The sequence below is a fragment of the Ruegeria sp. BC6 genome (genome assembly GCF_056539185.1).
Genome location: NZ_JBQFUM010000003.1, coordinates 24,703 through 37,726, shown reverse-complemented (window position 1 = coordinate 37,726; position 13,024 = coordinate 24,703). Strand labels below are relative to the sequence as shown.

The following is a 13,024-nucleotide window of genomic DNA, read 5'->3' as shown; positions in this document are numbered from 1 at the left end:
TTCCCGGACGGTCTCTCGGTCGGAGAGGCCGTTTCGGCGTTCACAGGCTATGCGGGCTTGTTTTTCTTGCCCCACGCGTCGTGCGCGATAAGCGCGGCCTCGACCCGGTTCCGCGCGTGCAGCTTGGACAGGATCGCCGTCATATAGTGTTTCACGGTCTTTTCCTGAAGATCCAGTTCCACGGCGATCTCGCGATTGCTCAAACCCTTAGCCACGCGCCTGAGTATCTCCTCTTCGCGATGCGTGAGATCATCCAGGACATCGCTGCTGTTCGCAGGGCTTGCGTCGTTGTTGATCTGAAGCAGTACCCGCGAAGCCAGCCCCGGCGAAACGAACCCCTCCCCCGCGGCGATGCTGCGCAGGGAGGCGGTCAGTTCGCTCGCGGTTACGCCTTTGACAATATACCCAATCGCTCCGGCCTCGAGTGCATCGGCAACATCGCTGCTGTTCTCCGAAACCGTCAGAATCGCGATGCAGGGCGGTTTTTCCATTGCTGCGATCCGGCGTGTCGCGTTGATCCCACCGCCGGGCATCGAGAGATCGAGAATTGCGATGTCGGGCTGGTGCTGAGCGACAAGCGCAACCGCTTCGTCGGCGCTGGATCCGGCCGCGAGAACTTCGAACCCTTCTGCCTCATCCAAGGTCCGCCGCAGCCCATCCCGGAAAATCGGATGATCATCTGCTATGACAAGTGTCTTGGTCATGGTGAGCTCGTTTTGTTGGGAAACAGGGTCATTTCGACGGTGGTGCCCTGACCGGGACTGGACGAGACCTGAAACCTGCCGCCGATGCTTTCGACCCGATCGCGCAGCCCCAGCAGCCCCTGGCCGCCATCATCGCGCAGAACAGTGCCGTCCAAAGGATCAAAGCCGGGTCCATCGTCCTTGACCTGAATGACAATGCAATCGTCGCGAACATGGCAGGTGACGCTGCAGCGGGACTGCGGAGCATATCGCGCGGTATTCGAGAGTGTTTCCTGAAGAAAGCGAAAAACGCACAGTTTGTCAGACACCGACAAATCCGGCATGTCACTGCCACGAAACGAGATTTCAGGCCGCAACGGGCTGTGCTCCGCATGGTCCTCGACCGCTCTTTTTACGACATCCACCAAGGTCAGGTTGTCGATATCGGGTGCGGACAGTCCGCGGGACAGCGCGCGAATTTCGGTCAAGGACTTCTGCAGCGACTGCTGGATTTCTTCGGCTTCCTTGGGTTTTGGGGATCTGTCCGAAAACGCGGCCTCCAACCGAAGGGCGGCAAGTGAAAGGTACTGCGCCGGGCCGTCATGAAGTTCGGCGCCGAGTTTCTTCAGAAACCGGTCCGTCTGCGCGGCATACCGGCCCGAGGCCTCGACCACCCGCGACCGCAGCATCGCATTCTGCGCAGCCATCCTTTCGCTTTCTGCCAGCCGTTTCTTCAATAGCCGCGCCTGCCGCCGGATGGTGTTGTCCCCGATCGCAACGATGCAAAAAAGGACAACCGTGCTTGCCAGAAAGGCGGAACCGACCACCAACCAGCTTGTGCGCCTGGCTTTTGCCAGATCCATCTCCAATTGATCGGCCCTTTCATAGAACTCGGCCACGGCAATGATTTCACCGGACCACAGTTCACGAATGGGGCTGTAGACCTCGAGCAGCGGTATCCCCAAGGCCGCTTCGGCAGCGCTTTCATCGTGATCCAGTTCCTCGAACGAGCCCGAGATTTCGCCGATCCAGGCGCGCTGAAGGTCGCCCGTCGGCTCGAAACGGTTACCGATGATGCTTGTGTCCGAGGCGTGTACGACCACACCGCCCTGCTTCCAGAACTTGTATGATACGATACGATCGCGCATCGGCTGGGTCATGAATATCTCGTCCAGCGCCCGCCTCGCCTGTTCGGACAGGCGGTCACCCAAAGCCAGTTCCTGGCTGAGAGGTGAGACGATGCTTTCCATATACAGCGCCGCCGAATTGGCCGAGTTCTGCACAACCGCGTTCTGGATTCGATTTGAAACCCATACTCCGACGATCGCGGTTGCAGATCCCATCACAAGGATGCTTGCCGCAAGAAAAACTCGCGACAACGACCAATTCCCAATCGTCAGCTCAGCAACTTTCGTCCTCATCTTGGCCCCGACTATGACCCACAATCAAAAATCGCACCACAGACCTTGGTCTGACGTGATCCAGATGTTCGCCCCAGCAAGCGCCGCCCGCAGCCTCAGAAACACTCCCCGATTTGCAATGCCTTTTTCGACTTGAAAAACACCCCGCGCCCCGCAAGCATTGACACAACCGTACCCCTTTGGTTGAGCGTCGGTTGACCGGCGTTTCAGCGAAAATCAAATAGTTCAAAGGATTTTGATGCGCGCCGCCGTATTTTTCTTGTCGGTCATCTTATTGGTTTTTTCCGGATCCGCTCAGGCTCAGAGCATCATTCCGCTTGCCCAGAAGGGCGGGCTGCACGCGGCATATGTGGTTCCAGTGGACACCTTCGACCGCGTGGATGTTCAGTTGATTGTTCTTTCGGGGTCTTATGACGACCCGGACCCGTCCGGCACAGCCCATCTGACCGAGCATCTCGCCGCGTTCTCGGCCGACGCCACCATTCTCAGAAAACCGCGCGAACGCGACATCTACGCCACCACGCACAATGTCGCGACCGTGTACACGAATTCCGGGCTGCCATCCGAGGCGGAGATGTTGTTGCGGCTTTCCCGGGCCGTTCTGGACACGCCATCCGTATCCAGGCAATTTGCGGAGAGCGAAGTCGCTATCGTCCAGCGGGAAACCTTGCTGCGTGAACGGCAATATCCGTTTCGCTGGCTCAGCCGAATGGCACTTCAAAACCTCTACGGCACCTTGCGCGGCCGGGCAGACAACACCGTCGAGGATCTGCCCAAGCTGAGCCTCGAGAAGGCCTATCAGTTTCACAAGGAACACTATGTCCCGTCCAACGTGACGTTGATCGTCTCCGGAAACATTGATCCCGCCCGGGCCGAAGAACTGGTGGCGCAGGTGTTTGGCGATACCGAACCATCTGACGCTCCGAAAAAACCGTGGTTGGATCATAAGCCGGATCCCGGGAAACAGTCCGTCGTGCGCCTGCAGTCGGATCGGTTGCAACGCGACACCGTGCTGTTCGCAAAATTCGTGGAGTTCGAAGACCGCTCCACGAGCATCGACATGCAAGGCGCGTTCTTCATCGCAAGCGGGATCCTGAACGAACGGATCGCCAAGGTCCTACGCCACGAGGACACGCGGATACTCAACCATGGCGTCAACTGGTATTTTGCGAAGAATGCCGATGTTGAACTGGTGATCGACCTGCAACTCATGCCTGGCTTCAGCGTGGATGAAGCCAAGGATCTGCTGACCGAGACCTTGGCTGGCTTGCTGGACGAGCCGATCAGCAAATACGAAATTCATGAGCTCCGTCAAAAGGAGGTGGTCTGGTCTCAGAACATGGCCCGCCGTCCTTCGGCCTTTCTGTGGTTTCTGCAGAACGTCGCCGCGGACGGATTCCCGCCCATCAGCCCGTCGGTCTTTGCCGAAACACTGAGCAACACCACAGATCAGGAAGTTATCGATTTTGCGGAAAAAGTCTTGCAGCCCTCGGCGACATCTTTCGTTCTTGCAGAGAAAGCTGACTGACATGAGCGTTTTCAACGGCTGGCTTCTCACAATTCTCTTTGTGGCGGTTACCTTGCTGCAGGGTGAGCGGGCAGAAGCAGAACTGATTGCGACTGCAGGCGAAACGAAACTGGTCGAGCTCTCTCCGCTTGAGAACGGCACGTCCGCGCTGACCCTGGTTTGGACGATTGGCCACCCGACGCTGGACCGCACTGCCGCCATGTCCGCCGCCATTGCGAGCGTTGTGACAGGCGGGACCTCGACCCGCTCGTCCTACGAAGTCAGTTCGTTTCTGAAGCTGAAAGGTGTCGAACAGAAAATCGGCAGAAGCGGCAAGAACCTAACGCTCACCGTCTCGGCGCCAAGCGACGTCTTCCCGGAAGTCCTGGTGCACCTCGAGAACGTATTGCTCGAACCCCGATACACACCAGACTGGTATGCACGAGAGCTTGAGGCGTTTCGCCCAGTCATCTCGACCAGAACCACACAGCCGTCGGATGTGTTGAACGAGATTACCAATTATCTGGAATTCGACCCTGCCGCCACGGACGAAGAAACCGTTGAAACCGACTTTCAGTTCGGGCGACCAGATCAGGTCGTCCTCAGATCAAAGGACGAAGAGGTAACGCGCCGCACCGTCCGATTGATCAATTCGCTGCCGGGCGCGCGGTTCCGGCTGGGGCGCGCCCTGAGCAAATGGGCCGAAGGGTGGACAGGCGCGAACGGGGCGCCCTTTGCCCTGCCCAAAGGTATCGTGCATCTCGCCGACCCCGACGCATCCGAAATGTTGATCCTGCTTGCCAATGCAAAGACGTTTTCGAATGCACAGGACCAGCTTGGCTCGAACCTTCTTGTTGACTACATCGGCGCCAATCAGGGCTCGGAGATGTTTCGGGTCATCCGCCAGTCCATGCGTGCATCGTACGATCCACGTTCGGACTTTGTGGTCGTGGGCAAGAACAAGGCCGTGATCGCGCTGAGCGCGACCGTCGAAGCCAGCGCATGGCCCGAGGTCCACGGCAAGATCATGGAAATCTATCAGGGCGTCCGCGACGGGGGCGTTGTCCCGGAAAGTCTGGAAATCCAGAAGGATCGGTTGGACCGCACCTACTATCAAAGATTCTTCACAGACCCTGACTGGGGCGCGCGCCAGTTTCTGGACGAACATCCCGACGGCGTAGAAGGCGAAATCACCCTTCCACTGTTTGAGGCATTCCAGACAGTCTCGACCGAAGAGACGATTGAGAACGCCGATACGCTGTTGCCCCCGATTGAGGAGTTCCTGGTGATCTTGATCGGAGGAGGTGTTTCCCCGTCGGCCGACATGCGGTCGGACGGGTATTGTGCCCTTCCCAAAGGCGCACCGATCAGCCATTGCCTGACTAAGCTGTCAAACGCGGAATACTGACTGTCCGCGGACCATTGCTGCGGTGCTTCAAAGAGCAGATGATCCCCGCGATACATCGTCTCGAGGGTACCGTGGGATTGGCCCTTTGGTATTGTCCGTCGGTCACGTAAGCTTGGTTTTGCCTGTCGCGCAGCAAGGAGAACGCAATGCGTGTTCTTGAGATACTATCTTTGGTTGGTCTGTGTTTGGTGTTGGTATCGCCACTTCCCGGAAGTGCGGCCCCAACGGCAGCAGAGTGCAATAGCGCGGGAGGAAAAACAGTCACGATCAAGGGAAAGACCGCTTGCGCGTTCGTGGGCGGAGCATGCCCAGAGGGGTGGCGCTCATACGATTCCTACCGAAAATGGCAGCCGAAAACCTGCGGTGGCGCGCAATGCACGGGGAATACCAAGTGTACGACGAGCCGAGGTTGGTCCAAATCCGCACCAGAATGCAGATTTGAGAGAGGCAGAAACTCTCAGGGCGACTGCACCAAAAGAAGTGTATGCACGGCAAACAGGATCGCTAGGACAGCTTGTACGAAGTAAGCGCGCCATCGCGGTTGAGCTGTGAAACCGAACCCTAAACCCGACTCGCGCTGAGTTGCTGGCGACCCCGGCAGGATTCGAACCTGCAACCTGCCCCTTAGGAGGGGGCTGCTCTATCCAGTTGAGCCACGGGGCCGCGCGGCGCCTTCTGTAGCCGGGTTTTTTCGACTTGTCATGACCTTTGCACAACAGTTGAACAGATTGCCCTGTTCGCGCTAGCATCGGGGAAACAACAATGCAGGTATCCCCGGTGACAACAGAAACGAAACGCCCGCTTACCCTCCGTGATGTCTCAGAAGCGTCCGGTGTGTCGGAAATGACGGTCAGCCGGGTCCTGCGCAATCGGGGCGATGTGTCGGACGCGACCCGCACCCGGGTTCTGGCCGCCGCGAAAGAGCTGGGATACGTACCCAACAAGATCGCCGGCGCACTGGCCTCGAGCCGGGTGAACCTGGTGGCGGTGATCATCCCGTCGCTGTCGAACATGGTCTTCCCCGAGGTGCTGACCGGCATCAACCAGGTGCTTGAGGATACCGAGCTGCAGCCCGTGGTCGGCGTCACCGACTATCTGCCTGAAAAAGAGGAAAAGGTCCTGTACGAGATGCTCTCGTGGCGTCCGTCAGGCGTGATCATCGCCGGGCTGGAACACACCGAGGCCGCGCGGGCCATGCTGGATTCGGCGGGCATTCCGGTGGTCGAGATCATGGATACGGACGGCAAGCCTGTGGACGCGATGGTGGGCATTTCGCACCGCCGGGCCGGGCGCGAGATGGCGCAGGCGATCCTTAAGGCCGGGTACCAGCATATCGGTTTCATGGGGACCAAGATGCCGCTGGACCACCGCGCGCGTAAACGGTTCGAGGGCTTCACCGAAATTCTGGGCAAGCACGGGATCGAGATCGAGGACCGAGAGTTCTATTCCGGCGGTTCGGCCCTGGCCAAGGGGCGCGAGATGACCAAAGCCATGCTAGAACGCTCCCCGGAGTTGGACTTCCTGTATTATTCCAACGACATGATCGGCGCGGGCGGGCTGCTGTACCTGCTTGAGCAGGGTATCGACGTGCCCGGACAGATCGGCCTTGCGGGATTCAACAACGTCGAACTGCTCCAGGGTCTGCCGCGCAAGCTGGCCACCATGGACGCCTGCCGACTGGAAATCGGTCGCAAGGCCGCAGAAATCATCGCCGCCCAACTGGCCGACCCGAATACCGAGATCGAAACTCGCATCACTTTGACCCCCAAGATCAGCTATGGCGACACGCTCAAGCGGCGCTGACCGGGGCAAGCTGCAAAAACTCGACAACCGAACCGCCCGTGCGTTGTTCATGGATCGTCATGCGCTGGCGGAACTGCCCGCAGGTCCGGCCAAAGGGCCCGATCTGCTGCATCTGATCCACCGGCTGGGTTTCGTGCAGCTCGACAGCATCAACACCGTGGCGCGCGCCCATGACATGATCCTGTTCTCGCGCCGCCCGTCTTATCGGCCGAACGACCTAAAGCGCCTGTACGAGCGCGACCGCGGCCTGTTCGAACACTGGACCCACGACGCCGCCGTGATCCCGATGGCGTTCTACCCGCATTGGCACCTGCGCTTCCAGCGCGACGCCGAGATGCTGCGGGCCCGCTGGCGCAACTGGCGGCGCGACGGGTTCGAACAGCAGTTCGAAACCGTGCTGCAACACATCCGCGACCACGGCCCGGTGTGCTCGGCCGATGTGGGACAGGATGAGAAAAAGGGCTCGGGCGGCTGGTGGGATTGGCACCCCTCGAAAACGGCGCTGGAATACCTGTGGCGCTCGGGCGCGCTGACGGTGGTGGGGCGTCGCGGGTTTCAAAAGCAATACGACCTGACCGAGCGTGTGATCGATACCCATCTGTGCCCCGGCGTGATGGAGTGCGACCATCAGGAGACGGTGGACTGGCTGTGCAACGCGGCGCTCGACCGGTTGGGCTTTGCCACCTCGGGCGAACTGGCCGCCTTTTGGGACACTGTCACCGCTGCCGAGGCGAAAGAGTGGTGCAAACAGGCTCTGACACGGGGGGATTTGCAGGAAATCGAAGTGGAATGCGCTGATGGTCGAATGCGCCGCGTGTTTGCGCGGCCCGGTTTGGCGGACCAAGCTGCCGACCCTGCCCCCGCGCCGGGGCGGATCCGTGTGCTCAGCCCGTTCGACCCGATGCTGCGCGACCGAAACCGCGCCCAGCGCCTGTTCGGCTTCCACTATCGGATCGAGGTCTTCGTGCCCGAGGCTAAGCGCACCTATGGGTACTACGTCTTTCCGCTGCTCGAAAAAGACCGTCTGATCGGACGGATCGACATTAAGGCCCATCGCGACGAAGGCACCTTGCGGGTCCGCGCCCTGTGGCCCGAGCGTGGGGTCAGATGGTCGGACGCCCGCACCCGGCGGCTCGAGGCCGAGTTGGACCGGGTGCGCCGTTTTGCCGGGCTGGATCGGGTCGCCTTTGACGCAGACTGGCTGCACGCGCCTGTTTGAGCAGCCGACAATCCCTTCTTAGGGTCTATTCCGCCGGTCCGAGGGTCAGGCGGATGGAGTCCAACCCGTCGATACCGCCGGTCAGCACGTCTCCGGCGACGACCGGGCCGACACCGGCAGGCGTTCCGGTCAGGATCAGGTCGCCGGGCCGCAGGTGATAGAACCGGGACAGGTGCATGACGATCTCGTCGATCTTCCAGATCAGTTCGGACAGGGTGGCGTCCTGCCGGACCGTACCGTTGACGCTCAGATGGATGCGGGTGTCATCGGTCGGACCCCAATCGGCGGCGCGGGTCAGCGGCGCGAACACCGCGCCATTTTCCACATCCTTGCCCAAGTCCCAGGGGCGCTGCTTGTTGCGTTCGCGGATCTGCAGGTCGCGCCGGGTCATGTCCAATGCGCAGCAATATCCGAACACGGCATCCCAAGCCTGCTGCGACGTCGCCTGAAACACCGGGCGACCGATGGCCAGAGCCAGTTCCATTTCGTGGTGATAATTCTCGGTGCCCGGCGGGTAAGGCACGGTCTGCCCGGTCAGAATGGCGTTCTGCGGGGACTTGGTGAAATAGAACGGCGCTTCACGGTCGACTTCGTTTCCCATCTCGGCCGCATGGGCGGCATAGTTCCGTCCGACGCAAAAGATGCGCCCCACCGGATAGGTGTTGGCCTCTCCAACTACTGGTATCTGCACCACATCCGGCAGGGAAAACAGAGATTTGGCCATGTTGCATCCTTTCCTTCACATTGCCGCGCAGACTAAACGAGACACACCGCCGTTCAACCCGGCAAACACGCCGATTATTGCCGGCCCGCCTGTACGTTTCGGCGCGAAGTTGCCAAGGGCGCAGACCTGGGCGCAAGCCCGTTTCATCCGCGCAGACTATCCGTCTTTATTCTAGGGAAACTTGGGACCGCCCTGTTTAATAAACCGCACAGGCCGCGCATCATGAATGGACATATCGGGCAGATATTCGAAGGCAGCGCAACAGGCCCACGGGCCGCGTTCCCTTATTGCGACTTGGTTTCGCGGTCAGGTGCGCTAGATTTTCTTTCAGACGGTCGGCGCGCCCAGCCAATCAAGCTTTGTTCATCAGCGTGCCACCGTCACGAATACCAAGGAAAAATTACGGTTTCGGAGAATCGCCGCTCTGGCCTCATCCCCCTGGGTGCTTGGGCTGCGCTGTCGGGGTGCAATTTGGGCACCTCACATTCTCCGATTCAGGGCCGGAACCCTTCAACACAGGGATTCTTCGGTCCCGGGCCAGGCAAATAACTTCAGACACCGTCTGGCCACCCCGCCGGAGTCGACCCCTAGTTTCTCCGGCGGGGTTCTCCGATCCGCACAGCTGGTGCGATTTTCCCTATTAGAGCCTGAATTTGGATCGACCGGCCGCCACGGTCACACCTCACAGCGCCCTCGTCGTCCGGAATTTGATTGACCTGCTCGCCTGCATCGCCATCACTTGCCCGCGAAAGATGCGAAGGCGGAAGGCAAGGCAGATGAGATGGGATGAATTCTCGGAATGGGGCAAACGCATTTCCGAGTGGACGCAGCATTATCACCAAACCGTCGGCCAGCACCCGGTGCGCGCCCGGACCGAGCCCGGCGAGGTGCTGAACGCGCTTACCGCGACGGCGCCGGAGCAAGGCGAACCGATAGAAGGGATTTTTCAAGACTTCGAACGGATCGTGATGCCGGGCATCACCCACTGGCAGCATCCGCGCTTCTTCGCCTATTTCAACTCGAACGCCTCGGCGCCCTCGGTACTGGCCGAGTTTCTGGCCAGCGCGATCGCGCCGCAATGCATGCTGTGGCAGACCTCGCCCGCGGCGACCGAGATGGAAACCCGGATGATGGACTGGCTGCGGCAGGCACTTGACCTGCCCGAAGGCTTTGCCGGTGTGATCCAGGATTCAGCCTCATCGGCCACGCTGGCGGCCGTTCTGACCATGCGGGAAAAGGCGCTGAACTGGCAGGGCAACCGTCAGGGCCTGTTTGGACAGACACCCTTGCGTGTCTATTGCTCGTCCGAGGTACACACATCGGTCGACCGCGCCATCTGGGTGGCCGGGATCGGGCAGGACAACCTGGTGCGCGTCCCGATCAAGGGTGACTGGCGCGGCATGGACCCGGCAGCGCTCGAGGCCGCGATCCGGGCCGATCTGGACGCCGGCCTTCACCCCGCGGGGGTGATCCTGTGCGTCGGCGGCACCGGAACCGGCGCGACCGATCCCGTGGATGAGTGTCTGAAAGTCGCGCAGAAATACGGGCTGTACACGCATGTGGATGCGGCCTGGGCCGGGTCGGCGATGATCTGCCCCGAATACCGCCACTATTGGCCGGGGATCGACCAGGCCGACAGTATCGTGTTCAACCCGCATAAATGGTTGGGGGTTCAGTTCGACTGCTGCGCGCATTTCCTGAAAAACCCCGACGATCTGGTGCAGACGCTGGCGATCAGCCCCGAATATCTGAAAACCCATGGTCAGGACGGGATCGTCAACTACTCGGAATGGTCGGTGCCGCTGGGCCGTCGGTTCCGGGCGCTGAAACTGTGGTTCGTGATCCGCGCCTACGGGCTGGAAGGCTTGCGCGCGCGGCTGCGCAACCACGTCAACTGGTCGCGCGACCTGCATGATCGGCTGGCGGCCGAGCCGGATTTCCGGATCGCCACCCCGCCCATGTGGTCCCTGTGGACCTTCCGATATGAGCCACCCGGAGCCGCGGATCTGGACCACCTGAATCTGCGGCTGGTGAACGCCATCAACGATGACGGGCGCATCTATCTGACCCAGACCCGAGTCGATGGCGACATCGTCATCCGCTTTCAGGCTGGCCAGTTCGAAACCACCGAGGAGGACGTCCGGATGGCCTTTGACGTGATCACCGAAATCGCCCGCACCTTGCCCACACCCCCGCAGGAGGACCGCTGATGCCCGCCCCCAAAAACCCGTTCAAACAGGCTCTGACACAGGGCGAAATGCAGATCGGCTGCTGGATGAGCTTTGCCGAAGCCATCACCGCGGAAATCATGGGAACCGCCGGTTTCGACTGGCTGGTGATCGATGGCGAACATGCGCCGAATGACATCCGTTCGATCCGCGATCAGCTGATTGCGCTGGCCAACAGCCCCTCGCACCCGGTGGTGCGGCTGCCCATCGGCGAGACCTGGATGATCAAGACCGTGCTGGACGCCGGCGCCCAGACCATTCTGGTACCGATGGTCGAAAGCGCGGATCAGGCGCGCGAGCTGGTTCGGGCCTGCCAGTACCCGCCCAAAGGTGTGCGGGGTGTCGGGGCCGCCGCAACACGGGCGACAATGTACGGCACCATCCCCGATTACGTGGCCACGGCCGACCCCGAAATCTGTTTGCTGGTTCAGGTGGAAAACCTTGCGGGCATGGCCGCGCTGGACGAAATCCTTCAGGTCGAGGGCGTGGATGGCGTTTTCATCGGCCCGGCCGATCTGTCCACCGACATGGGTTACAAAGGCGACAGCACGGTGCCAAAGGTCCGCACCGCCATCGCCGATGCTTTGAAGCGGATCCGGGCGGCAGGCAAGGCGCCGGGTATTCTGGGCACCAATGATGAAGCGGTTCAAGCGTATCGGGACATGGGCGCGCAGTTCCTGGCGGTCGGTATCGATGTCATGCTGCTGGCTCAGGCCGCCCGCGGGCTGGCCGCGAAATGGCGTCACTGAGGGCGGATCATCCCTGCATTGCGGCGGCGGCCTGCGCATAGCCGCCCGATGCACCATCTACGAAATGTACGTGATCGTCGCGCGTGGCGGCGGGCACGAAGCAGGTCATCATCGCCTCTTGCTGGGAATGGATGCCGTATCTGATTTTTCCGCGTCCGCGCGCATCCTCAAGGGTCCGGGCGATGCGCGACAGGGTCTCGTCGTCGCAATCCAGCGTCATCTTCAACCCGTCATCAAATTTGCGGAAATCCGCATTTCGGCTGACCATGTTCTTGTAGTGGCCCGGCTCAAACTCGCCCAGTCGCTTGCCCGATTTGAACAGCAGCCAGATCAGCAGGTTCTGCACAAGCAGCGCGGCCTTGCGCACGGCCAGATTGCGTCCAGCGCGCGAGACATGGGCATCCAGTTCAAGCCCCGGAGGTGGCCACTTGATCGGAGGGCCGCCGGCCGGCACGGGATGGCCCGCGCGCTCCAGAGCCTCGGATGCGGACAGAACTGATTGCGCCAGATCAGCAAAATCGCGTTCTGTCGCCTGCGCAGTGGGCTGGATGACAAGTGACACGATCTGCCCATGCCGCGCAGGGCTGTTGGACCAGCGGCAGGACAGTCCCTTCAGGTCGGGCTGTGCGTCGGACCCGGCGGGCGGAACCTCGTACCGGCCAGCCTTCATCTGCGCCTCGGCCCAGGCCAGTCCGCCACCGGTGAACATGGCGTAATCCACCCCCGAGGACGGCGCATAGCGCGCCACCCGCAAGTCGAGCCCCTCCGCGCGCAGGTCGGACACAGGAACTAAAGCCGCACGCAGCGCGATGCCGAACTCGGTTTTCGCCCAGCTGCGCAGCGCCGCCAAGGTGTCGCGCGCCATGTCGACATCGTCCTTCGGGATGGCAAATCCGGCGCCGTCGCCACCAAAAACATAGGGAAAAACCCGCCCGCGCAGCGCGTTGATCATGCCTGAGATCACCGCCGCGCCCACCATGTTCACCGTCTTGTAGCGACCACGCGCGATTTCGCCGGTCGAGTCCACGATATCGGCGACGCCCACGATCCAGTCATCCGGGACCGGGGTGAATTGTTCCGGATCCGACAGCGCAAGAAAGTCGCGTGTAATGGGTACGCGGTCGTAGAATCCGATATCGGCGGTCTTCATTGTCCCTCCCGTTTGCTTGCCGCAATGATAGCGTAGTGCGGGGGCGTTTCCCGATACTGCAACATATCACACGCGCTTGTGCATGGCATCGGGACGTGCCAAGCATCCCACCAAGGCGGACGGCAAGGAGAC

At 60.9% G+C, this 13,024-nt stretch carries 10 protein-coding genes and 1 tRNA gene; 6 read left to right on the top strand and 5 right to left on the bottom strand.

Translation table 11 applies throughout. The annotated features are described in order from the left end of the window. Positions 1 to 47 precede the first annotated feature (47 nt). Both ACR0MM_RS10700 and ACR0MM_RS10695 read right to left on the bottom strand, forming a co-directional pair. Positions 48 to 704 (bottom strand): response regulator, encoded by a 657-nt coding sequence (locus ACR0MM_RS10700; protein WP_093963999.1) that lies wholly within the window; start codon positions 702 to 704, stop codon positions 48 to 50. Then, the gene (locus ACR0MM_RS10695; RefSeq protein ID WP_480696056.1) at positions 701 to 2,026 is read right to left on the bottom strand and encodes a sensor histidine kinase; all 1,326 of its coding nucleotides are present in this window, start codon (positions 2,024 to 2,026) and stop codon (positions 701 to 703) included. The genes ACR0MM_RS10700 and ACR0MM_RS10695 overlap by 4 nt, the downstream gene beginning before the upstream one ends. Before the next feature lie 316 nt (positions 2,027 to 2,342). On the opposite strand from ACR0MM_RS10695, the gene ACR0MM_RS10690 reads away from it, so the two are divergent. After that, positions 2,343 to 3,632 carry a M16 family metallopeptidase gene (locus tag ACR0MM_RS10690; protein ID WP_480696054.1) on the top strand — a complete coding sequence of 430 codons (1,290 nt, stop codon included), beginning with the start codon at positions 2,343 to 2,345 and terminating at the stop codon, positions 3,630 to 3,632. A gap of 1 nt (position 3,633) precedes the next feature. Then, positions 3,634 to 5,019, top strand: a complete 1,386-nt coding sequence (locus ACR0MM_RS10685; protein WP_480696052.1) for a peptidase M16 family protein — start codon at positions 3,634 to 3,636, stop codon at positions 5,017 to 5,019. Positions 5,020 to 5,605: 586 nt separating this feature from the next. Here ACR0MM_RS10685 and ACR0MM_RS10680 read toward each other — a convergent pair. Further along, positions 5,606 to 5,682, bottom strand: a tRNA-Arg gene (locus tag ACR0MM_RS10680). Positions 5,683 to 5,796: 114 nt separating this feature from the next. On the opposite strand from ACR0MM_RS10680, the gene ACR0MM_RS10675 reads away from it, so the two are divergent. Both ACR0MM_RS10675 and ACR0MM_RS10670 read left to right on the top strand, forming a co-directional pair. Further along, positions 5,797 to 6,822, top strand: coding sequence for a LacI family DNA-binding transcriptional regulator (locus tag ACR0MM_RS10675; RefSeq protein WP_480696050.1), 1,026 nt, complete (start codon positions 5,797 to 5,799; stop codon positions 6,820 to 6,822). Beyond that, positions 6,797 to 8,041 (top strand): winged helix-turn-helix domain-containing protein, encoded by a 1,245-nt coding sequence (locus ACR0MM_RS10670; protein ID WP_480696048.1) that lies wholly within the window; start codon positions 6,797 to 6,799, stop codon positions 8,039 to 8,041. The genes ACR0MM_RS10675 and ACR0MM_RS10670 overlap by 26 nt, the downstream gene beginning before the upstream one ends. Positions 8,042 to 8,066: 25 nt before the next feature. Here ACR0MM_RS10670 and ACR0MM_RS10665 read toward each other — a convergent pair whose 3' ends face one another. Beyond that, positions 8,067 to 8,765 carry a fumarylacetoacetate hydrolase family protein gene (locus ACR0MM_RS10665; RefSeq protein WP_170391336.1) on the bottom strand — a complete coding sequence of 233 codons (699 nt, stop codon included), beginning with the start codon at positions 8,763 to 8,765 and terminating at the stop codon, positions 8,067 to 8,069. Positions 8,766 to 9,541: 776 nt separating this feature from the next. Between ACR0MM_RS10665 and ACR0MM_RS10660 the strand changes: the two genes are divergently transcribed. Both ACR0MM_RS10660 and ACR0MM_RS10655 read left to right on the top strand, forming a co-directional pair. Then, positions 9,542 to 10,975, top strand: coding sequence for a pyridoxal phosphate-dependent decarboxylase family protein (locus ACR0MM_RS10660; RefSeq protein ID WP_480696046.1), 1,434 nt, complete (start codon positions 9,542 to 9,544; stop codon positions 10,973 to 10,975). Next, the gene (locus tag ACR0MM_RS10655; protein ID WP_480696044.1) at positions 10,975 to 11,742 is read left to right on the top strand and encodes an HpcH/HpaI aldolase family protein; all 768 of its coding nucleotides are present in this window, start codon (positions 10,975 to 10,977) and stop codon (positions 11,740 to 11,742) included. The genes ACR0MM_RS10660 and ACR0MM_RS10655 overlap by 1 nt, the downstream gene beginning before the upstream one ends. A gap of 7 nt (positions 11,743 to 11,749) precedes the next feature. Here ACR0MM_RS10655 and ACR0MM_RS10650 read toward each other — a convergent pair whose 3' ends face one another. Continuing rightward, positions 11,750 to 12,892: a DUF3095 domain-containing protein gene (locus tag ACR0MM_RS10650; protein ID WP_480696042.1), complete on the bottom strand. Its 1,143-nt coding sequence runs from the start codon at positions 12,890 to 12,892 to the stop codon at positions 11,750 to 11,752. Positions 12,893 to 13,024: the final 132 nt, after the last annotated feature.

Bases quoted from the DNA above. Each gene is read 5' to 3' on its own strand.
- ACR0MM_RS10700 (WP_093963999.1), bottom strand. From the start codon at position 704: ATGACCAAGACACTTGTCATAGCAGATGATCATCCGATTTTCCGGGAT.
- ACR0MM_RS10695 (WP_480696056.1), bottom strand. From the start codon at position 2,026: ATGGGATCTGCAACCGCGATCGTCGGAGTATGGGTTTCAAATCGAATC.
- ACR0MM_RS10690 (WP_480696054.1), top strand. From the start codon at position 2,343: ATGCGCGCCGCCGTATTTTTCTTGTCGGTCATCTTATTGGTTTTTTCC.
- ACR0MM_RS10685 (WP_480696052.1), top strand. From the start codon at position 3,634: ATGAGCGTTTTCAACGGCTGGCTTCTCACAATTCTCTTTGTGGCGGTT.
- ACR0MM_RS10670 (WP_480696048.1), top strand. From the start codon at position 6,797: ATGGCGACACGCTCAAGCGGCGCTGACCGGGGCAAGCTGCAAAAACTC.
- ACR0MM_RS10665 (WP_170391336.1), bottom strand. From the start codon at position 8,765: ATGGCCAAATCTCTGTTTTCCCTGCCGGATGTGGTGCAGATACCAGTA.
- ACR0MM_RS10660 (WP_480696046.1), top strand. From the start codon at position 9,542: ATGAGATGGGATGAATTCTCGGAATGGGGCAAACGCATTTCCGAGTGG.
- ACR0MM_RS10655 (WP_480696044.1), top strand. From the start codon at position 10,975: ATGCCCGCCCCCAAAAACCCGTTCAAACAGGCTCTGACACAGGGCGAA.
- ACR0MM_RS10650 (WP_480696042.1), bottom strand. From the start codon at position 12,892: ATGAAGACCGCCGATATCGGATTCTACGACCGCGTACCCATTACACGC.